The sequence below is a fragment of the Azospira sp. MPR-LB4 genome (genome assembly GCF_058809525.1).
This window is the reverse complement of the sequence record NZ_CM179521.1, coordinates 1,629,482-1,647,712: the sequence shown is the minus strand read 5'-3', so window position 1 is coordinate 1,647,712 and position 18,231 is coordinate 1,629,482. Positions and strand designations below refer to the sequence as shown.

The 18,231-nt window shown below is 60.5% G+C and carries 23 protein-coding genes and 1 tRNA gene; 16 read left to right on the top strand and 8 right to left on the bottom strand.

Annotation, left to right across the window (positions count from 1 at the left end):
• The 9 genes from AC3QLZ_RS07565 (at position 1) to AC3QLZ_RS07525 (ending at position 7,763) form a co-directional block, all read left to right on the top strand.
• The gene (locus AC3QLZ_RS07565) at positions 1–1,812 is read left to right on the top strand and encodes a DNA cytosine methyltransferase (protein ID WP_492783553.1); all 1,812 of its coding nucleotides are present in this window, start codon (positions 1–3) and stop codon (positions 1,810–1,812) included.
• Positions 1,805–2,731, top strand: a complete 927-nt coding sequence (locus AC3QLZ_RS07560; RefSeq protein WP_492783552.1) for a phage Gp37/Gp68 family protein — start codon at positions 1,805–1,807, stop codon at positions 2,729–2,731. The genes AC3QLZ_RS07565 and AC3QLZ_RS07560 overlap by 8 nt, the downstream gene beginning before the upstream one ends.
• The gene (locus tag AC3QLZ_RS07555) at positions 2,728–2,913 is read left to right on the top strand and encodes a hypothetical protein (RefSeq protein WP_492783551.1); all 186 of its coding nucleotides are present in this window, start codon (positions 2,728–2,730) and stop codon (positions 2,911–2,913) included. Before AC3QLZ_RS07560 ends, AC3QLZ_RS07555 begins: the two co-directional genes overlap by 4 nt.
• Positions 2,913–3,338 carry a single-stranded DNA-binding protein gene (gene ssb / locus AC3QLZ_RS07550; RefSeq protein WP_492783550.1) on the top strand — a complete coding sequence of 142 codons (426 nt, stop codon included), beginning with the start codon at positions 2,913–2,915 and terminating at the stop codon, positions 3,336–3,338. The genes AC3QLZ_RS07555 and ssb overlap by 1 nt, the downstream gene beginning before the upstream one ends.
• A 16-nt stretch (positions 3,339–3,354) precedes the next feature.
• The gene (locus tag AC3QLZ_RS07545; protein WP_492783549.1) at positions 3,355–3,573 is read left to right on the top strand and encodes a helix-turn-helix transcriptional regulator; all 219 of its coding nucleotides are present in this window, start codon (positions 3,355–3,357) and stop codon (positions 3,571–3,573) included.
• A 490-nt stretch (positions 3,574–4,063) separates the two neighbouring features.
• Complete coding sequence (locus AC3QLZ_RS07540) at positions 4,064–4,636, top strand: aminodeoxychorismate/anthranilate synthase component II (protein WP_014235292.1); 573 nt, start codon at positions 4,064–4,066, stop codon at positions 4,634–4,636.
• Positions 4,633–5,655, top strand: a complete 1,023-nt coding sequence (gene trpD, locus AC3QLZ_RS07535) for an anthranilate phosphoribosyltransferase (RefSeq protein ID WP_014235291.1) — start codon at positions 4,633–4,635, stop codon at positions 5,653–5,655. Before AC3QLZ_RS07540 ends, trpD begins: the two co-directional genes overlap by 4 nt.
• The gene (gene trpC / locus AC3QLZ_RS07530) at positions 5,652–6,455 is read left to right on the top strand and encodes an indole-3-glycerol phosphate synthase TrpC (RefSeq protein WP_014235290.1); all 804 of its coding nucleotides are present in this window, start codon (positions 5,652–5,654) and stop codon (positions 6,453–6,455) included. The genes trpD and trpC overlap by 4 nt, the downstream gene beginning before the upstream one ends.
• Before the next feature lie 222 nt (positions 6,456–6,677).
• Positions 6,678–7,763: a porin gene (locus tag AC3QLZ_RS07525; protein WP_014235289.1), complete on the top strand. Its 1,086-nt coding sequence runs from the start codon at positions 6,678–6,680 to the stop codon at positions 7,761–7,763.
• 147 nt (positions 7,764–7,910) lie between these two features.
• On the opposite strand, the gene proB is transcribed toward AC3QLZ_RS07525, so the two are convergent.
• From proB to rplU, 4 genes are all read right to left on the bottom strand, one after another.
• Positions 7,911–9,044, bottom strand: a complete 1,134-nt coding sequence (proB, locus tag AC3QLZ_RS07520; RefSeq protein WP_014235288.1) for a glutamate 5-kinase — start codon at positions 9,042–9,044, stop codon at positions 7,911–7,913.
• Positions 9,041–10,132 carry an Obg family GTPase CgtA gene (cgtA, locus tag AC3QLZ_RS07515; RefSeq protein WP_014235287.1) on the bottom strand — a complete coding sequence of 364 codons (1,092 nt, stop codon included), beginning with the start codon at positions 10,130–10,132 and terminating at the stop codon, positions 9,041–9,043. Before cgtA ends, proB begins: the two co-directional genes overlap by 4 nt.
• Positions 10,133–10,195: 63 nt before the next feature.
• Positions 10,196–10,456, bottom strand: coding sequence for a 50S ribosomal protein L27 (rpmA, locus tag AC3QLZ_RS07510; protein ID WP_014235286.1), 261 nt, complete (start codon positions 10,454–10,456; stop codon positions 10,196–10,198).
• An 18-nt stretch (positions 10,457–10,474) separates the two neighbouring features.
• Positions 10,475–10,786 (bottom strand): 50S ribosomal protein L21, encoded by a 312-nt coding sequence (gene rplU, locus AC3QLZ_RS07505; protein WP_014235285.1) that lies wholly within the window; start codon positions 10,784–10,786, stop codon positions 10,475–10,477.
• A 233-nt stretch (positions 10,787–11,019) separates the two neighbouring features.
• Here rplU and ispB point away from each other — a divergent pair, with 233 nt between their 5' ends.
• The 4 genes from ispB (at position 11,020) to AC3QLZ_RS07485 (ending at position 13,841) form a co-directional block, all read left to right on the top strand.
• Positions 11,020–11,988: an octaprenyl diphosphate synthase gene (gene ispB / locus AC3QLZ_RS07500; protein WP_014235284.1), complete on the top strand. Its 969-nt coding sequence runs from the start codon at positions 11,020–11,022 to the stop codon at positions 11,986–11,988.
• Positions 11,989–12,016: 28 nt separating this feature from the next.
• A tRNA-Pro gene (locus AC3QLZ_RS07495) sits at positions 12,017–12,093 on the top strand.
• 579 nt (positions 12,094–12,672) lie between these two features.
• Positions 12,673–13,071 carry a hypothetical protein gene (locus tag AC3QLZ_RS07490; protein WP_157870562.1) on the top strand — a complete coding sequence of 133 codons (399 nt, stop codon included), beginning with the start codon at positions 12,673–12,675 and terminating at the stop codon, positions 13,069–13,071.
• Positions 13,068–13,841 carry a hypothetical protein gene (locus AC3QLZ_RS07485; RefSeq protein ID WP_014235283.1) on the top strand — a complete coding sequence of 258 codons (774 nt, stop codon included), beginning with the start codon at positions 13,068–13,070 and terminating at the stop codon, positions 13,839–13,841. The genes AC3QLZ_RS07490 and AC3QLZ_RS07485 overlap by 4 nt, the downstream gene beginning before the upstream one ends.
• 402 nt (positions 13,842–14,243) lie before the next feature.
• On the opposite strand, the gene AC3QLZ_RS07480 is transcribed toward AC3QLZ_RS07485, so the two are convergent.
• The 4 genes from AC3QLZ_RS07480 to AC3QLZ_RS07465 all read right to left on the bottom strand — a co-directional run bounded on the left by AC3QLZ_RS07480 (position 14,244) and on the right by AC3QLZ_RS07465 (position 16,382).
• Positions 14,244–14,435 (bottom strand): DUF1223 domain-containing protein, encoded by a 192-nt coding sequence (locus AC3QLZ_RS07480; protein ID WP_083833894.1) that lies wholly within the window; start codon positions 14,433–14,435, stop codon positions 14,244–14,246.
• 247 nt (positions 14,436–14,682) lie between these two features.
• On the bottom strand, positions 14,683–14,922 hold the full coding sequence (locus AC3QLZ_RS07475; RefSeq protein ID WP_014235282.1) for a pentapeptide MXKDX repeat protein: 240 nt from the start codon (positions 14,920–14,922) through the stop codon (positions 14,683–14,685).
• Positions 14,923–14,986: 64 nt separating this feature from the next.
• Positions 14,987–15,775, bottom strand: a complete 789-nt coding sequence (locus tag AC3QLZ_RS07470) for a molybdopterin-dependent oxidoreductase (protein ID WP_014235281.1) — start codon at positions 15,773–15,775, stop codon at positions 14,987–14,989.
• A gap of 10 nt (positions 15,776–15,785) precedes the next feature.
• Entirely contained in the window at positions 15,786–16,382 is a 597-nt protein-coding gene (locus AC3QLZ_RS07465; protein WP_014235280.1) for a cytochrome b/b6 domain-containing protein, read from the bottom strand.
• Between the two features lie 171 nt (positions 16,383–16,553).
• On the opposite strand from AC3QLZ_RS07465, the gene AC3QLZ_RS07460 reads away from it, so the two are divergent.
• From AC3QLZ_RS07460 to AC3QLZ_RS07450, 3 genes are all read left to right on the top strand, one after another.
• Positions 16,554–17,126, top strand: a complete 573-nt coding sequence (locus AC3QLZ_RS07460; RefSeq protein ID WP_014235279.1) for a sigma-70 family RNA polymerase sigma factor — start codon at positions 16,554–16,556, stop codon at positions 17,124–17,126.
• Positions 17,123–17,764, top strand: coding sequence for a DUF1109 domain-containing protein (locus tag AC3QLZ_RS07455; RefSeq protein WP_014235278.1), 642 nt, complete (start codon positions 17,123–17,125; stop codon positions 17,762–17,764). The genes AC3QLZ_RS07460 and AC3QLZ_RS07455 overlap by 4 nt, the downstream gene beginning before the upstream one ends.
• 140 nt (positions 17,765–17,904) lie before the next feature.
• Positions 17,905–18,210, top strand: a complete 306-nt coding sequence (locus tag AC3QLZ_RS07450) for a cupin domain-containing protein (RefSeq protein WP_083833893.1) — start codon at positions 17,905–17,907, stop codon at positions 18,208–18,210.
• Positions 18,211–18,231: the final 21 nt, after the last annotated feature.

Below are 18,231 nucleotides of genomic sequence, written 5' to 3'. Positions count from 1 at the left end.
ATGAAGCGCGACGCCTTCACTCTCGCCCCCGACGACGTGCGCGAAATCCGCCACTTCCACCTGTTCTGTGGCCTCGGCGGCGGTGCCAAGGGCTTCAACAAGGCATCGCCAAGGGTCGGGAACATGGTCGGCAAGTTCCGCTGCATCGGCGGGATCGACGTCGATGCTCCGGCCATCCGCGACTTCGAGCGCATGACCGGCTCCCGCGGCACGGTGCTGGACCTGTTCGACCGCAGCCAGTTCATGGACTTCCACGGCATGGAGCCGCCGGCGGGCTGGCGCGAGGCATCCACGGCGGACATCCGGGCGGCGGCCGGCGGCGAGTATCCGCACATCGTCTTCCTGTCCGCCCCCTGCAAGGGCTTCTCCGGGCTGCTCTCCGAGAACCGGAGCCGCACGGCCAAGTATCAGGCGCTGAACCGGCTGACGGTGCGCGGGGTGTGGCTGATGCTGGAAGCCTTCGCCGACGAGCCGCCCGAGCTGATCATCTTCGAGAACGTGCCCCGCATCGCCAACCGCGGCCGGCACCTGCTCGACCAGATCGGCGAGCTGCTGCGCGCCTACGGCTACGCGGTGGCAGAGACGACGCACGACTGCGGCGAGATCGGCGGCCTGGCGCAGAGCCGCAAGCGCTTCCTGCTGGTGGCGCGTCACGTCGAGAAGGTCCCGCCCTTCCTGTACGAGCCGGAGAAAAAGAGCCTCGCGGCCGTGGGCACCGTGCTGGAGCGCATGCCGCTACCGGGCGAGCCGGCCGGCGGCCCGATGCATCGCGTCCCGCAGCTCCAGTGGAAGACCTGGGTGCGGCTGGCGTTCGTGGAGGCGGGCAGCGACTGGCGCAGCCTGAACAAGCTGGCGGTCGAGGACGGTGTCCTGCGCGACTACCTGATCGTGCCGGAGTACCACCGCGGCTTCCTGGGCGTGAATAAATGGGACGAGCCGTCGGGCACCGTGGCCGGTCACAGCCGGGCCACCAATGGCAACTTCTCCGTCGCCGATCCGCGCTTCCCCGCCGGCGGCGAGTATGGCCAGCTCGGCGTCCGCGCCTGGAACGAATCGACCGGCACGGTCACCGGGCAGCGCTCGCCGATCCAGGGCGGTTTCTCGGTGGCCGATCCGCGCCACTACGGCCCGGACAAGCACAGCAACGAGTTCCGCATCGTGCCGTGGAGCCGCGAGGCCTGCGCCGTCACCGGCGCCCACGGCTCCGGCCAGTGCGTTGCCGACCCCCGCCGCGCCGGCGAGGGCTTCGGCAAGTACATGGTCACCGGCTGGGATGATGCCGCCGGTACCGTGATTTCCGGCAGCACCACCGGGCAGGGCGCCTATGCCGTCGCGGATCCTCGCCCGAGTCTGGAGCGCGGCAAGGGCGACCACTACCTGACCGGCGGCCACTATGGCGTCGCCCGCTGGGAGGAACCGAGCGGCGCCGTGTCGGCGGCAGCCTGCCACGACAACGGCCGGTGGTCGGTCGCAGACCCGCGCATGCCGGCAGCGGCCGACAAGCTGGTCGCGGTGATCCGCGCCCTCGACGGCACGTGGCACCGGCCTTTCACCACGCTGGAGCTGGCGGCCCTGCAGAGCCTCGTCGATCCGGAGGAGTACCTGGAGCTGGACGGCCTGTCCGACAGCGACTGGCGCGAGCGCATCGGCAACGCCGTGCCGCCGGATGCGGCCGAGGCCATCGCCGGCGTGATGGGCACCACCCTGCTGCTGGCGTGGTCCGGTGAAACCTTCATTCTGTCGGCGGCGCCGATCTGGGTGCGGCCGGTGGCGGTGGCGCTGTCCGTGGCGCAAGGGGTGCATCATGGGTGAGAACACGAAGATCGAGTGGGCGCACCACACCTTCAACCCATGGTACGGCTGCCAGAAAGTCGGCCCGGGCTGTGACCACTGCTATGCAGAAGGCTGGGCGAAGCGCTCCGGCCTCGTGCAGTGGGGGCCTGGCACCGAGCGCCGCCGCAGCTCGCCGGCGAACTGGCGTAAGCCGCTGGCGTGGAACGCCGAGGCCGAGCGCCTTGGTGTCCGCTACCGCGTGTTCTGCGCTTCGCTGGCCGACGTGTTCGACAACGCCGTCCCGACCGCTTGGCGCATGGACCTGTTCTCCCTGATCGCCAAGACGCCGCACCTCGATTGGCTGCTGGTAACGAAGCGCGTCGGCAACGTGCTGCCGATGTGTTCTGGCGACGGCCTGATGTTCGACATGATCTGCGACCGGGTATGGCTTGGCGTCACCGTGTGCAATCAGGAGGAGGCGGACCGCGACATTCCGAAGCTGCTGAAGGTCCCGGCCAAGGTACGTTGGTTGAGCATGGAGCCGCTGCTCGGACATGTTGATATTCATCATCGGCTCGGGGCTTGCGTCTTCACGGAGGCTGACCCTTGGGAGACCGGTCGCGGGATAGATTGGGTCGTTGTCGGCGGCGAGTCAGGACCAAAGGCTCGGCCGATGCACCCGGCTTGGGTGACTTCGCTGCGTAACCAGTGCAAGGCGGCAGGTGTGCCGTTCCTGTTCAAGCAGTGGGGGGAATGGGCGCCAGCAGATGCTATCAGCGACGACGAAGGCAGAAAGCTCGAAGAACGGTGGCTCTCTGTTTTTGGTCGAGCCCTCGACCCAAGTGAAGGCGTCGATATTTTCAAGGGGGACGAGGTCGTGTATCGCGCCGGAAAGAAGTCTGCCGGGCGCCTGCTCGACGGCGTGCAGCATGACGGCTACCCAGAGGTGCAGCCATGACCGACCGCGCCGCCAGCATCCACGCCGCCCGGGTCTATCTGGCCCAATCCCGGCACTTCACCGGCCGCGCCCGCGGCTTCTCTTTCGTACTGCTCGGCTGGGCTGCAAATGCCCGCCGCCGGGCGATGGCAGTTAAACCCGCCCTGCCGGTGCAGGGCGATCTATTCGGAGGTGCGGCGTAATGGCCAGCGTCAATAAGGTGATCCTCATCGGCAATCTGGGGGCCGACCCGGAGACTCGTTACACCCAGGGCGGCGATGCCATCTGCAGCATTCGGCTGGCCACCACGGACAGCTACAAGGACAAGAACAGCGGCGAGAAGCGCGAGGTCACCGAGTGGCACCGCGTCGTCTTCTACCGGAAGCTCGCCGAGATCGAGGCCGATTCCATGCAGATGCTCGGCGGCCGTGGCCAGAGCGCGGGCGACAGCGGCAGCGCGCCGGCGCCGCGTCAGGGCAATTCCGGCGGCGGTGGCCCGGCCCGGCGCCCGCCGGCGTCGAGCGGCAGTTTCGACGACCTCGGCGACGACATTCCCTTTGCGAGCTGCGCGATCGAGCACGACGTGATCGGCCGCCGGCTGGAACGCAGGATCAACAAGTGTGCATGACGAAGGAGGAAGCCAAGTGAGCCCCAACGACAAAATCATCCGTTTGCCCGAAGTGCTGGAGAAGGTCGGGCTGAAGAAGTCCGCCGTCTATAAGCTGATCAAGGAGGGCGACTTCCCGAAGCAGGTGAAGCTCGGCAAGCATGCCTCGGGCTGGATCGAGTCCGACGTGCAGGCCTGGATCATGCGGCGCGCCGGCCGTGAGGCAGCGAACGACGGACAGCCGCAGGCGGCATAATTAGCGTTATTGCTCAACAAACCGCGAAAGCAACGACGATGAATGCTCAATGGCTCTTAATTGGCGGACCGGCAGACGGGAAGGTGGTTTCTATCAAGCATGGACGATCCGTCATATGGGACGGAGGCGACGGTAAGCGCTACGAGTACAAAGAGACGAGCTACCTGTATCGAGGCCGCATGTATCGGCTAGGGTGTTTTGATCCTGGAGATGTTGAGCCGGGAAAAGTGGAAAGGATGATCGAGGAAGCTGGACTACATAGCATCGACGGTGACTAATTCAGTCACTATGGGTAAGGGGCCGCAAGGCCCCTTTTCCTTTTCTTGCCGGCTGTGGTAGGACGGGCGATAATGCGCGATTCGCAGAGAGATTGTTTCAACCCCAGCCGGCCCCGAAAAAGGGGCAGCGTCAGAAAAACCGGATAAGCAGCCGGATAAGATTTTCAGATCACAGTGGCAGGGGCTAATAGATTCAAGGAGATAGCCCTAAAATGCTGCTAATGATCGACAACTACGACAGCTTCACCTACAACATCGTCCAGTACTTCGGCGAGCTGGGCCAGGATGTGCGCGTCTATCGCAACGACGCCATCACCCTGGGCGAGATCACCCGCCTCGATCCGGACTATCTGGTGATTTCCCCGGGGCCCTGTGCGCCCCAGCAGGCGGGGGTTTCCCTGGCGGCCATCCGCGAATTCGCCGGCAAGATTCCCCTGCTGGGCGTGTGCCTGGGCCACCAGTCCATCGGCGAGGCCTTCGGCGGGCGCATCGTGCATGCCAAGAAGCTGATGCACGGCAAGACTTCGCCCGTGCATCACAATGATCAGGGCGTTTTCAAGGGCTTGCCCAATCCGGTGACCTGTACCCGCTACCACTCCCTGGCCATCGAGCGGGAAAGCCTGCCGGACTGCCTGGAGATCACTGCCTGGACCGACGACGGCGAAATCATGGGGGTGCGGCACAAGACCCTGGCGGTGGAAGGGGTCCAGTTCCACCCCGAATCCATCCTCACCGAACACGGCCACGACATGTTGCAGAACTTCCTCAAGGAGCACGCCAAATGAGCCCGCAAGAAGCCTTGACCCGCTGCATCGAGCACCGGGAAATCTTCCACGACGAAATGCTGGAGCTGATGCGCCAGATCATGTCCGGCGAAATGAGTCCGGTGATGATCGCCGCCATCACCACGGCCCTGCGGGTGAAGAAGGAAACCATCGGTGAAATCGCTGCCGCCGCCCAGGTGATGCGCGAGTTCGCCACCAAGGTGCCGGTGCGGGACCCGTCCGCCGTGGTGGACATCGTGGGCACCGGCGGTGACGGCGCCCATACCTTCAATGTCTCCACCTCCTCCATGTTCGTCTGCGCTGCCGCCGGGGCCAAGGTGGCCAAGCACGGCGGTCGTTCCGTTTCCTCCAAGAGCGGCTCGGCGGACGTGCTGGAAGCCCTGGGCGTGAACCTCAACCTGCCGCCGGAGCGCATTGCCGAATGTATCGATACGGTGGGTATCGGCTTCATGTTCGCTCCCAACCATCATGGCGCCATGAAGCATGCGGCCCCGGTGCGACGCGAACTGGGGGTGCGCACCATCTTCAACATCCTCGGGCCCCTGACCAACCCGGCCGGCGCCGAGCGCCAGGTGCTGGGGGTGTTCCATGCCGATCTGGTGGGCATCCTCATCCGGGTGCTGCAGCGCCTGGGTTCCCAGCGGGCCTTCACCGTCTTCGGCGTGGATGGTCTGGATGAGATTTCCAATTCCGGCCGCACCCTGATTGGCGAACTGAAGGATGGACGCATCCATGAGTACGAGATCCATCCGGAGGATTTCAACCTGCCGGTGCACGATCCCCGGGTGATCCGGGTGGGCAATGTGGAAGAGTCCAAGACCATGGTGCTGGCGGCCCTGGAGGGGCGTCACGGTCCGGCCCGGGATATCGTGGCCCTGAACGCCGGAGCCAGCCTGTATGTGGCCGGCCTGGCCGACTCCATGGCCCAGGGGGTGGAAAAGGCGCTGGATGCCATTGCCTGCGGTGCCGCCCGGGCCAAGCTGGACGAATTCGTGCGCTTTACCGAGGTAGCCCCATGAGCGACATCCTCGACAAGATTCTCGCCACCAAGCGGGAAGAGGTGGCTGCCGCCCTGCCTGCCATGCCTCTGGCCGCCGTTCGCACCGCTGCCGAAGCCCGGGTCAAGGCCGACCCGGCCCGGGATTTTGTCGGGGCCATCCGCCGCAAGATTGCCGGCGGGCAATCGGCGGTGATCGCGGAAATCAAGAAGGCCAGTCCTTCCAAGGGCGTCATCCGGGAGAACTTCGATCCGGCCGCCATTGCAGCGGATTATGAAGCCCACGGTGCGGCCTGCCTGTCGGTCCTGACGGACCGGCAGTATTTCCAGGGCGCGCCCGAATACCTGCAGGCGGCCCGCGGCGCGTGCGCTTTGCCGGTGCTGCGCAAGGATTTTCTGGTGGACCCCTATCAGGTCTATGAAGCCCGGGCCATGGGGGCGGATGCCATCCTGTTGATTGTGGCGGCCCTCAGCCTGCCGCAGATGCGGGAGATGGAAGACCTGGCCATGGAGTTGGGCATGGGGGTGCTGGTCGAGTCCCACGACGGCCAGGAGCTGGAGCAGGCCTTGCAGCTGAAGACTCCGCTGATGGGTATCAACAATCGTAACCTGCGTTCCTTCGAGGTCAGTCTGCAGACCACCCTCGGCCTCCTGCCGGAGATCGGTGACGGGCGGATCGTGGTGACGGAGAGCGGCATCCTGGGTGCAGCGGACGTGGCCCTCATGCGAGCCAACCAGGTCGAAGCCTTCCTGGTCGGCGAAGCCTTTATGCGCTGCCCGTCCCCCGGGGAAGCCCTGCAACAACTCTTCGCCAAGGGCTGAAGGGCTGGCCCTTATGGCTTTGGGCGTAGGTGATGGCGTTGGCTTTTAGTGTTGTGTTGTAAAAACACAACAACTTTGAGGCGGGAATGTCGGCATCCTGCCGTTGTCGTTGCTCCCCCTAGGTGGGTTTGCCACAATCCGTCTCAACTTCTCGTAAGAGAGGTATTTAAAAGGGGTAGGCGAAGAACGCTACCTTTCCTAATTGCAAGAGGAGAAAACCTGATGCAAAAGAAATTCATCGCTCTGGCCGTTGCCGCTCTGGCTTCCGGCGCCGCTTTCGCTCAATCCAACGTGCAAGTTTACGGTGTTGCTGACTTCGGTCTGGCCGTGAACGGTTCCGCTCTGAACGGCACCACCACCGGCCAAAACACCCGTTTTGATTCCGGTATCGCTTCCGGCTCCCGTCTGGGCTTCAAGGGCACCGAAGATCTGGGCAACGGCCTGAAGGCTCTGTTCAACTTCGAAATGGGTCTGACCCTGGACGACGGCGCTTCCGCTCAAGGTCGCACCTTCGGTCGTCAGTCCTACGTTGGGCTGACCGGTGGTTTCGGTACCGTGATCGGTGGCCGTATCTACACCCCCCACTACACCCTGATGGCTCAGATCGATCCGTTCGGCGTGGGTACCGCTGGTCGCGCTAACAACCTGTTCGCTTCCTCCTCCCTCGCTGCTGGTCTGTACGATCCGATCCGCGTGAACAACACCGTTGCTTACGTGTCCCCCTCCTTCTCCGGCCTGTCCGTGACCGCTGCTTACGGCACCAACTCCCTGGACAACCAGGAGTCTGCTGCTAACACCTCCAACCAGAACCGTCTGTTCGCCATCGCTCCCACCTACACCAATGGTCCTCTGACCGTCGGTCTGAACTACCACCAGGTGAAGCTGGACGGCAACGCCCTGATCGGCGGCGCTGGCTCTGACGGCAAGCTGAGCAGCTACACCCTGGCTGGTAAGTACGACTTCGGCGTGCTGGCCCTGTCCGGTGCTTACGGCTCCAACAAGGTTGAAGCCAACGGCAACGACGCTGACAAGGTTCGCAACTGGCTGATCGGCGTGTCCGCCCCCATCGGTGCCAAGGTTGTCCTGAAGGCTTCCTACAACAACCTGAAGGACAAGCTGAACGACAACGCCGACGCCAAGCAGTTCGCTATCGGTGCCGACTACCTGCTGAGCAAGCGTACCAAGCTGTACACCGCTTTCTCCAAGATCAGCAACGACGACAACGCTGCTTACACCGTGGCTCACGCCTCCGGTGGTTCCGGCAACAACGAATCCCAGTTCAACCTGGGTATCAACCACTCCTTCTAATCGTCTTTCGACGACCTGAAGCAGTTGTTGTTAAAACGGGCACCTTCGGGTGCCCGTTTTGTTTTTGCTCATTCCAGGCGCCGCCGGGAGTGGACAATAAAAAAGGCGCCTTCCAGGGCGCCTTTTTTATTGTTGAGGTCGTGAACGCTATTTCTCGTGCAGGCAGACCATGTTGTCGCGATGGATGAGTTCCGGCTCTTCCATGTAGCCGAGGATGTCCTCGATATCGCTGGACGAGTGCTTGGCGATGAGGCGAACTTCGCTGCTGCCGTAATTGCAGAGGCCCCTGGCGATCTCCCTGCCGCTTTCGTCCAGGCAGGCTACGGCGGCTCCCCGCTCGAAGTCGCCGTGAACTTCCCGTACTCCTACAGGCAGCAGACTCTTTCCTTGGCGCAGGGCTTGGATGGCTCCCTGGTCGAGCGTCAGCTTTCCTGCCAGCTGCAAATGGTCTGCCAGCCACTGTTTGCGGGCGGTCATCGGCAGGGTGTCGGCGACCAGCAGAGTGCCGACGGATTCTCCGGTAGCAAGGCGGGTGAGAGGGCTTTTTTCCCTGCCACTGGCAATGACAGTGTCGGCGCCGCTGCGGGCGGCCCGCTTGGCGGCGAGGACCTTGGTAATCATGCCGCCGGTGCCGATCTGGGTGCCGGCACCGCCGGCCATTGCCTCCAGGGATGGGTCGCCGGCGCGGGCTGAGGTGATCAAGGTGGCGGAAGGGTCCTTGCGCGGGTCGGCGGTGAAGAGGCCGGGCTGGTCTGTCAGGATGATGAGGCAGTCTGCCTCCACCAGGTTGGCGACCAGGGCGCCCAGGGTGTCGTTGTCGCCGAATTTGATTTCGTCAGTAACGACCGTGTCGTTCTCATTGATGATGGGGACGACACCCAGTTCGAGCAGCGTGGTCAGCGTGGCCCGGGCATTCAGATAGCGTTTGCGGTCGGCCAGATCGTCGTGGGTCAGCAGAATCTGGGCGGTGTGCAGGCCGTGGGCGCTAAAGGCCGATTCATAGACCTGGGCCAGGCCCATCTGGCCGACGGCGGCGGCGGCCTGGAGTTCGTGCACGGCCTTGGGGCGCTTCTGCCAGCCCAGTCGTTGCATGCCGCAGGCAATGGCGCCTGAGGAAACCAGGACCACCTGTTTGCCGTTGTGGCGGAGCTCGGCGATCTGGCGCGCCCATTCGTGAATGGCGGCTAGGTCGAGCCCGGCGCCATTGTTGGTGACAAGGGCCGAGCCGACCTTGACGACTAGGCGCCCGGCATTGGCCGTACGACTGGTGGTTGGGCTCATTCGTCTACGCTTGGTGAGGGGGTGAGGGGGCTTTCCCCGGACTCCTCCGCTGCCTCGTCCTGTTTCCTAATTTCCTCCAGGGCGGCCTGGATGGCGTAGACCACGGGGCGGCAGCCTTCGCCGCTGATGGCGGCAATGGGGAATACGGGCCCGTCGAAACCGGATCTTTCCCGGTAGGCGGACAAGAAGGCGCCCACGTGTTCCTGGCGCTCTTCCTCGGGGAGCAGGTCAAGCTTGTTGAGGATCAGCCAGCGCGGCTTGCTGGCGAGTTCGGGGCTGTATTTTTCCAGTTCGCCGACGATGGCGATGGCGTCGGCAACCGGATCGGCGTCCGGATCCATCGGGGCAATATCGACGATGTGCAGCAGCACACGTGTGCGGGCCAGGTGCTTGAGGAAGCGGATTCCGAGGCCGGCGCCATCGGCTGCGCCTTCGATGAGGCCCGGGACGTCGGCAATGACGAAGCTCTTGTTGTCATCGACCCGCACCACGCCAAGATTGGGGTGCAGGGTGGTGAAGGGATAGTCTGCAACTTTGGGTCGGGCGGCGGATACGGCGCGGATGAAGGTGCTCTTGCCCGCATTGGGTAAGCCCAGCAGGCCTACGTCGGCGAGCACTTTCAATTCGAGCTTGAGTTCTTTTTCCTCTCCCGGCTCACCCTTGGTGCACTGACGGGGGGCGCGGTTGGTGGAGGACTTGAAGTGGATGTTGCCCAGGCCGCCACGGCCGCCTTGGGCCAGCAGGACCTTCTTGCCGTCCTTGTCCAGGTCGGCCAGTACGTCACCGGTGACGGCATCGCTAATGACCGTGCCAACCGGCATGTGCATGATGATGTCGTCGCCGCCTTTGCCGTAGCAATCGGCGCCCCGCCCGCTTTCGCCGTTCTGGGCGAGGAATTTGCGGGTGTAGCGGTAGTCGATGAGGGTGTTGATGTTGCGGTCGGCAATGACATAGATGCTGCCGCCGCGACCACCGTCGCCGCCATCCGGACCGCCCATGGGGATGTATTTTTCCCGGCGGAAGGAGGCAACGCCGTTGCCGCCCTTGCCGGCGATGACCAGGATCTTGGCTTCGTCGATGAATTTCATAGGGTATAAACAGAAAAGCCCTACCGCGAGGATAGGGCTCTCCTTGGTTCCTTAAAGCGCGGGTTAGGCGGCGGGAACGATGCTCACGGTGCGGCGGCGCTTTTCACCCTTGATGGTGAATTGCACGCGACCTTCAACGAGGGCGAACAGGGTGTGGTCCTTGCCGATGCCGACGTTTTCGCCGGGATGGAATTCGGTGCCACGCTGACGAACCAGAATGTTACCGGCTGCCACCAGTTGGCCGCCGTAGCGCTTTACGCCAAGTCGCTTCGATTCCGAGTCGCGGCCGTTGCGGGAACTACCGCCAGCTTTTTTGTGTGCCATGGTGTATTAACTCCTCGATCAGGCAGAGATGCCGTCGATGCGGATCTCGGTGTAGTTCTGACGATGGCCCTGGTGCTTCTGGTAGTGCTTCCGACGGCGCATCTTGAAAATCTTGACCTTGTCGTGGCGGCCGTGGGAAACCACGGTAGCCTGGACAGAGGCGCCCTGAACCAGCGGGGCGCCAATTTTCACAGCCTCGCCTTCGCCTACCATGAGGATCTGGTCGAGAGTGATTTGTGCGCCGATGTCTGCCGGTATCTGTTCTACTTTAAGTTTTTCGCCAGCGACGACGCGATATTGCTTGCCGCCGGTTTTTATGACCGCGTACATAGGGACTCCGATAACAAAGGGTGTAACAAAGAACCGTGCATTATACGGATTTTAGACGTCGCGTCAAAGACTTCCGTTCTTTGGCCGCCGCGTCCGCCGGCCGGGCGGCTTGACCATCCTCGGGCGCGCGCCTACCATGCAGCGGCTTGGCTGGGAGCCTGTGCTGAAGGCCTCCGCCGTTGCTTTTCCGGCTGTTGTGGCCGTCCTTTCCTTTACGCTCTCGAAACGTTCCCGTGGCTCTCGAAAAAATCAATGCTCTGATCGGCCCCGACATGAAGTCGGTGGATGCCGTCATTCGTCAGCGCCTGCATTCCGATGTGGTGCTCGTTCGTCAGGTGGCCGAGTACATCATCAGCAGCGGCGGCAAGCGCCTGCGTCCGGTGCTGGTGCTGCTGGCTGCCGGTGCCATGGGCTACAAGGGTGTCAATCACCATGAATTGGCGGCGGTGGTGGAATTCATCCACACCGCCACCTTGTTGCACGACGATGTGGTGGACGAGTCGGAACTGCGTCGTGGCCGGGAGACGGCCAATAACCTGTTCGGCAATGCCGCCAGTGTGCTGGTCGGCGATTTCCTTTATTCCCGCGCCTTCCAGATGATGGTGTCCGTGGGCAACATGCGCATCATGCAGGTGCTGGCGGATGCCACCAACATCATCGCCGAAGGCGAGGTGCTGCAGTTGATGAACTGCCACGATGCGGACGTGGATGAAGAGCGCTACCTGCAGGTGATCCGCTACAAGACGGCCAAGCTGTTCCAGGCGGCGGCCCGGCTGGGGGCAATCCTGGGGGGGGCGACGCCGGAGGTCGAGGAAGGTTTGGCGGCTTACGGCATGCATCTGGGGACCGCGTTCCAGCTGGTGGACGATGTCCTGGACTATTCCGCCGACGAGGCCGAGACCGGCAAGCATCTGGGTGACGACCTGGCCGAAGGCAAGCCTACCCTGCCTCTCATTTATGTGATGCAGAACGGTTCTCCGGAGCAGGCTGCCTGTGTGCGTCGCGCCATTGAGGAGGGCGGGCGGGATGACTTCCCTGCCGTGCTGGAAGCCATTCGTGCCACCGGTGCTCTGGAGCACACCCTGAAGCAGGCCAAGCTTGAGTCGGAAGTGGCGGTGCGCGCACTGCAAGCGCTTCCGGCTTCTCAATACAAAGATTCGCTGGTAGAATTGTCAGTCTTCGCTGTGACGAGAAGTTTCTGACTTTTCCCGAAAGTTGCAGTGAGCGAGTCGGGGTGTAGCTCAGCCTGGTAGAGTACTGCGTTCGGGACGCAGGAGTCGGAGGTTCGAATCCTCTCACCCCGACCAGGATTTCCTTTTAAAAACCGCCGTCTAGGCGGTTTTTTTATTTCCGGTTGTTTCAAATATTTACAGCCTATGGGTGAATTTTTCATCCTTCTCTGTGCCATATTTGTGCCGCCCTCAATATCGTATAACCGGTTATACGATATTGATTTTAATGGAAAAATTTTGATTTTTTCAGGCGGTGTGGCATTCTTTTGACATGGGCAAGCACACTCACTCTTCGTTTGCATTAGCTCCAGCTTGGCGGTCGGCTTTCTGCTGGCTGGATTTGCTCTGGAGTTCCGTAGACCGGAGTGAGGACCAGAAAGAATCTTTCCTTGCGCTATTGCTGGTGTTTCTTCCTGTAGCGTGGCGCTACGGCAACACGACCCTCTCGGCACGAGTCCATAGGCCCCTCCTGGCATTGCCTATCCGTCCTCTTATGGGACGACTCCCTCATCCGGCTCTGTCCGATCGCCTTCTCCCTATTCCCCGCAATTCCCTCTAGCAGGGAGAGCCTTACGCCGCGCTAGGCAGGCCTTCTATGGCCATCTCTTCTGCTATCCCAGTTCGTTAAGGGCGGCGATTTCAGGGAATATGGCAATGAGTCAGATTCGGCAGGATCTAATCGAAAAGTACGGGGTCACGTTGACCGTCGTTCAGGTGGCTGAAGTCTTAAAATGTTCGACGTCTAAAATCTACAAGGGTGCGGGCCCCGCCCCGGTAAGGGGGAGAAGGAAGGGGGATACCCTTTTATGGACGGTGGATGTCGTCGTCGGGTGGTTGCTTGGTGATACGACACAAGGCATTCAGGTCGTTGAGAAAAGAGAGGATTCCTTCAATACGACATATCCATCTAGGCGTGGTGCTCCCACAAAAAAGGAACGGCTCGAAGCTAGGAAGTTTGGGATATCGGTAAAAGACCTTCGTGCGAAATCTGCAGAATCGTTGCCAAGAAAATCGCAACGACATGTTGGTCAGGGTGAGAAGGAGGGGGCATGAAGGCGAAATCGCTATTGCCGAGAAATTTTTTTCGGCAGCCTGAGGTGCGGAAGATGGTCCCTGACCTAAAACTCCTGGCTGTTGCATTAAGGGTTGGGTGTGAATCCCATGTTGGATGTTGGGTCCCCGGTGGGTTGGGTGAGGACACCGGTCTAACTCCAGAGGCACTCCAAGGTGGTTTGGCCGATCTGGAGCGGCGTAGCCATGTGCTCTCGGATAAGGAAACCGGGGAAATCTTTGTGGCCTCATTCTTTCGGGAAAACGTATTTCCAACGGAAGCTCGGCGACGGCAAGCTCAAAGCGATTTTTCCCAAGTTCGTAGCCAGAAGCTTCGAGGTGCGGTGATATTAGCGATCAAGAATTCACCGGAATGTGCTTTGCGGCCGGATATGTTTGTAGAGGATAGTAAACCCTCAATAAATCAGTGTCCTATAAGCCAAGAAGAAGGAGAAGAGAAAGTTAGAGGAAAAGGAAAGACAGCAGAGCACTCCGTTCGAAACCTTGTGGATAAGTGTAAGCAACTCGGTGTCGAGGTAAACAACCAGGAGGATGAGGAAAATTTGGCGCAGTTAGTTGTCGACCTAGAGGGGCGGCTTGACTTGATTCGCAATGCGATAGGTGTTGTCCGCGCTAGGCCGTCCCGACGACGCCTATATGTATCGTCGGTGGGGGCTGAGGCTCGCTCCCTACTGGCAACCGAGCGTTATCAGGATCGCCTCACGATGGCTTCCCTTGCTGTCACACGTGTTGCGAAGGCAAGTGGTTATTGAGAAGTAGACGGCCCTATGGCTAGTACTAGTGCCTCGCCCTTCGGGTAAGTGCCTTGAGCGTTGATCAAACTACTCGACGGGTGATCACGCCGACTGAGGGTGATTATTGCCCGCAGTTAGCTGGCTAGGTCCAAGTATTGATGTCGTATATGGAGCCGTCGTTGAATTGGCGGCTCCATGCTGAACCGCCTGTCTAGCCAACGCGAACAATTCGGCCAAGCCTGCCGTTCGACTACCTTCCAAATTCGGTCCGCAATGCTGCGGTCACCTGCCGTCCGGTCAGCGGAGGCGATGATCAGCAGCTTTTCGATCCGACGAAGTCACACTACGTGCCCATTGCTAACTCCGGCATGCCGGCGAACACCTAGGGCGTCTTGATGGTGCCGCTCCCGGCCAGACTGTTCAACTGGCGCTGACGCTCGGTAAATTTCGCATTTGGTAAATGCGGTCCTGCCAGCCGATGTAATCCCAGTAATTAACGTACAGCGCTAGTGCAACTAGTTTATCGGTGTCAAATCTTTGCGGCATATCGCGTAGCCAGGGTTCCGCCGGCCGGCAACTGCTGCAGCCTTCCGACGTATAGAGTTCGATCATGGGCACGGTATGCGCCGGACTTTGCCGGCGACAGGTGGCTACTTTAACTGGCAGCAGCACAGCCAAATCGGCGAATATTAGCAAGGTGCAGGGGATGCTTATTGATCGTCGTAAGCGCCAAGCCGGCCGAAAGCGCGACCACGCAATGCCAGCGCTGCAACTCTTGAAATTGACTGAACATGATGAGACTCATGGCGAAGCGTGAATGGGCCGGTCAGATGCGTTTTTTGACCGGCCAGCCGTCGCCTTACTTCTTCATTTCATCCTTGGTCATGCCATCCTTCTTCATCATCGCGTCTTTCTTCATGGCATCCTTTTTCATGCCATCCTTGGCCATACTGTCCTTCTTCATTTCATCTTTGGCCATGTCATCCTTCTTCATCATCACGTCTTTCTTCATGTCATCCTTCTTCATTTCGTCGGCGAAGGATGCGCCGACGGCGACCATAAGGCAGGAGGTGAGCATTACTGCGGCGAGCTTTTTCATGGTTTTTTCCTCAATGAGAGTGTTGCGTGGCGAAAATGCCGGGTGATCAGGGCAGCCGAAACGATCAACTGCCGCCGAACCAGTTGTACCCCTGGTCTTCCCAGTAGCCCCCGGGGTAGGAATTGGTGACGAAAAGCGCCTGGATGTATTTAGGGTTCTTGTAGCCGAGCTTGGTCGGCATGCGCAGCTTCATCGGGAAACCGTAGCGGGCCGGCAGCGTCTGTCCATCGTAGCTCAGGGTCAGCTGCGTCTGCGGGTGCAGCGCCGTCGCCATGTCGATGCTGGTGTAGTAGTCGTCGGCACATTTGAAACCGACGTATTTAGCATCGAGATCTGCGCCGACCAGGCGTAGGAAGGTCGTGAAGGGTACGCCGCTCCACTTGCCGATGGCGCTCCAGCCTTCGACGCAGATGTGGCGGGTGACCTGATCGACTTGCGGCAAGGCATGCAGTTCGTCGAGCGTCCACGCATGCTTGTCGGAGACCAGGCCGCTGACCTCCAGGCGGAAGCTGGCAGCATCGACCTCGCGTACCTCGTCATCGCCGTAATAGGCATTGAACGGGAACGGGCGGGTGATCATCGATTCCGGATAAATCGGCGCCAGTTGGTTCGGATCGAACAACCAGCCTTGAACGCAGTTATTGAAGCGCGACATCGCCAGCAGGGCGGACTCGACGCTCTCATCGTCGGTGATGGCGCACCCGGTCAGCAGCGATAGTCCACCCAGAGTCATCGAGCGTTGCAGGAAGGCGCGGCGGGCCGGCAGTTCGATGTATTTGCCGACGTCCTTGAAGGCATCCTTGAGCACGCGGTCACCGTTGGCAATCATCGGGCGGTTCTTTTTGGGGAACACGCTTGACTCCTTAATGGCCGCGAATCATCGCGATCAGCGTGCGCGGGACCAACGCGACCATGGCCACATGAACGCCGACAAAGGCGACCAGGGCGCTCATACCAATGAAGTGGACGCGGCGGGCGGCTTCATAGCCGCCGAGCAGCTCGCGCAAGATCGGAAACTGCACGGACTTCCACAGCACCAGGCCGGACAAGACAATCACGATGATGTCGGCGATCGCGAACAGGTAGGCCGCCCGCTGCAAGGCGTTGTAATGGCTGAGGTCGGCGTGCGATAGCTTGCCTTTCAGCGCGTCCAGCAGGTCGGCGACAATGGCCCGCAGCGACAGCGGGAAAAACTTGTGCCACAGGCGGCCGCTGAAGATATTGAAAAACAGGTAAATCAGACCGTTGACCGCCAGCAGCCACATCGCCGCGAAATGCCATTGAAGCGCCCCGCCCAGCCAGCCGCCGAGCGTGATTTCCTTGGGAATGAAGAAAGGAAAGAAGGGCGAGGCATCGTAGATCCGCCAGCCGCTCATCACCAAAATGACGACAGCGACAACATAGAGCCAATGCGTCACTCGCAACCATGGCGGATGAATGGCATAAATCTCTTTGCTCATGGCGTTCCTCTTAGTGTTTGCGTCGGTTGGGCGATAAACTACTTGGGGCTCATTGCTGCAGCGTTCTATACGAGGTAATTCGTCGCGAGTTGGCGAACGGTTACGGGTTCGGGCAAAATATTTTTTGATCTGCTGCCAATATTTGTCCGGCAGTTGTAACGAAAGGCGTCCATGCAACGAATAAACAGAGAAGAAAGCTTTCGCGCAAAGGAAGAGCGCCTGAAGGATTTGTTCGTGCGTGGCCTGTCCGGTAACAACGCGGCGTACCAGACGTTTCTCGGCGAGTTGAGTTCGTATCTGCGGGCTTTCCTGCGCAAACGACTGATCCGCCTGCCAGACGAAGTGGAGGATCTTGTGCAGGAAGCCCTGCTCGCGGTGCATAACCAGCGCCATACCTACGACCCCAGCCAGCCGCTGTCGGCCTGGGTGCAGGCGATTGCCCGCTACAAGCTGGTCGACCTGTTCCGACGGCGGGCTATTTACGAACAGCGCAATGATACGCTGGATGACGGCATGGATTTGTTCTCCTCTGCCGATGCTGAGGCCGCCGAAGCACGGCGCGATCTGAACAAACTTCTAGCCGATTTGCCCGATCATTTCCGCCTGCCGATCATGCACACCAAATTGGAAGGTTTGTCAGTCAGAGAAGCGGCTGATGTGAGCGGGATGTCGGAATCTGCCATCAAGGTTGGCGTCCACCGCGGCTTGAAGGCGCTCGCGGCGAAAATACGAGGTGCCCTATGAAAACTGAAGACTTGATCACCATGTTGGCCGCGGGAGCGGGTGCGGTCGAGGCTCCCTCCGCCGCACAGCGCTACGCGCTAGCCATTGGCTGGGGCGCGGCGGGTGCCACCCTACTGATGCTCGCCCTTTTGCAGGTTCGTCACGATCTCGGGCTTGCGCTCTTGCTGCCGATGTTCTGGGTCAAAGTCGGATTTGTCACCTGTCTTGCCGCAGGGAGCCTGTTTGCTGTGCTCCGCTTGTCGCGGCCTGGTGCGAAAACCAACTGGGTGCCGGCCGCGCTCGGCCTTCCTGTCTTGGGTATGTGGGCCATCGCTGCCTTTACGCTGATCGAGGCAGAACCGATGGAGCGCTCGAATCTTTTCTTTGGCGATACGTGGAAATCCTGCCCGTTACTAATCGCCATGCTCTCGGTACCGGTGTTTGCCGCCGTGTTGCGCTCGATGAAGGACCTCGCGCCGACCCGGCCGCGGTTAGCCGGTTTTGCCGCCGGTCTGCTTGCCGGGGCCGTTGCCGCCGTCGTTTATTGCCTGCACTGTCCCGAACTCGGCGCGCCATTTATTGGTTTCTGGTATCTGTTGGGAATGCTCATCCCTGCAGCGGTAGGAGTTTTGTTGGGGAATTCAATGCTGCGCTGGTAGCCTTTTCGAAGCAAGACTTCCGAATTAAATGTGCCATTTACATTCACGGCAATAAACACGCTCCAAAATTCGCTCTTTTTTAGGAATCTACCGTGCCACTAAAACGAATCTTCCAGTCTTCAGACTTTGTGCAGCCCACGATGGATGAAGAACCTAAGCGATCAGTCATTACCGAATCTGCTGATGCTGTTGTAGTTATATGGCACCTGCTTCCGGGGCAACGCATTCGACCTCACATTCATCCTAACGGACAGGATACATGGATTGTCATGTCTGGTAGCGGTGACTATTCACCCTGCGCTGGTGAGATGACCACGCCAATATCGTGTGGACAAGTTGTTGTGGCACACGCGGGACAGGTACACGGTGTCCTCAATAACACAAGTGAGCCGCTTCAAATTCTCTCGGTCGTTTCTCCTGCGAACGCAGGTTACTTTTTAGCCTGAGGTGCGACCAGCACAAACTGC

Coding starts and splice junctions, on each gene's coding strand:
- AC3QLZ_RS07460 (WP_014235279.1), top strand. CDS start 16,554: ATGCAACGAATAAACAGAGAAGAAAGCTTTCGCGCAAAGGAAGAGCGC.
- proB (WP_014235288.1), bottom strand. CDS start 9,044: ATGAGCCCAACCACCAGTCGTACGGCCAATGCCGGGCGCCTAGTCGTC.
- ssb (WP_492783550.1), top strand. CDS start 2,913: ATGGCCAGCGTCAATAAGGTGATCCTCATCGGCAATCTGGGGGCCGAC.
- AC3QLZ_RS07565 (WP_492783553.1), top strand. CDS start 1: ATGAAGCGCGACGCCTTCACTCTCGCCCCCGACGACGTGCGCGAAATC.
- AC3QLZ_RS07455 (WP_014235278.1), top strand. CDS start 17,123: ATGAAAACTGAAGACTTGATCACCATGTTGGCCGCGGGAGCGGGTGCG.
- AC3QLZ_RS07480 (WP_083833894.1), bottom strand. CDS start 14,435: ATGATCGAACTCTATACGTCGGAAGGCTGCAGCAGTTGCCGGCCGGCG.
- rpmA (WP_014235286.1), bottom strand. CDS start 10,456: ATGGCACACAAAAAAGCTGGCGGTAGTTCCCGCAACGGCCGCGACTCG.
- AC3QLZ_RS07490 (WP_157870562.1), top strand. CDS start 12,673: ATGAGTCAGATTCGGCAGGATCTAATCGAAAAGTACGGGGTCACGTTG.
- cgtA (WP_014235287.1), bottom strand. CDS start 10,132: ATGAAATTCATCGACGAAGCCAAGATCCTGGTCATCGCCGGCAAGGGC.
- AC3QLZ_RS07475 (WP_014235282.1), bottom strand. CDS start 14,922: ATGAAAAAGCTCGCCGCAGTAATGCTCACCTCCTGCCTTATGGTCGCC.
- rplU (WP_014235285.1), bottom strand. CDS start 10,786: ATGTACGCGGTCATAAAAACCGGCGGCAAGCAATATCGCGTCGTCGCT.
- AC3QLZ_RS07485 (WP_014235283.1), top strand. CDS start 13,068: ATGAAGGCGAAATCGCTATTGCCGAGAAATTTTTTTCGGCAGCCTGAG.
- AC3QLZ_RS07560 (WP_492783552.1), top strand. CDS start 1,805: ATGGGTGAGAACACGAAGATCGAGTGGGCGCACCACACCTTCAACCCA.
- trpC (WP_014235290.1), top strand. CDS start 5,652: ATGAGCGACATCCTCGACAAGATTCTCGCCACCAAGCGGGAAGAGGTG.
- AC3QLZ_RS07450 (WP_083833893.1), top strand. CDS start 17,905: ATGGATGAAGAACCTAAGCGATCAGTCATTACCGAATCTGCTGATGCT.
- AC3QLZ_RS07540 (WP_014235292.1), top strand. CDS start 4,064: ATGCTGCTAATGATCGACAACTACGACAGCTTCACCTACAACATCGTC.
- trpD (WP_014235291.1), top strand. CDS start 4,633: ATGAGCCCGCAAGAAGCCTTGACCCGCTGCATCGAGCACCGGGAAATC.
- AC3QLZ_RS07525 (WP_014235289.1), top strand. CDS start 6,678: ATGCAAAAGAAATTCATCGCTCTGGCCGTTGCCGCTCTGGCTTCCGGC.
- AC3QLZ_RS07465 (WP_014235280.1), bottom strand. CDS start 16,382: ATGAGCAAAGAGATTTATGCCATTCATCCGCCATGGTTGCGAGTGACG.
- AC3QLZ_RS07555 (WP_492783551.1), top strand. CDS start 2,728: ATGACCGACCGCGCCGCCAGCATCCACGCCGCCCGGGTCTATCTGGCC.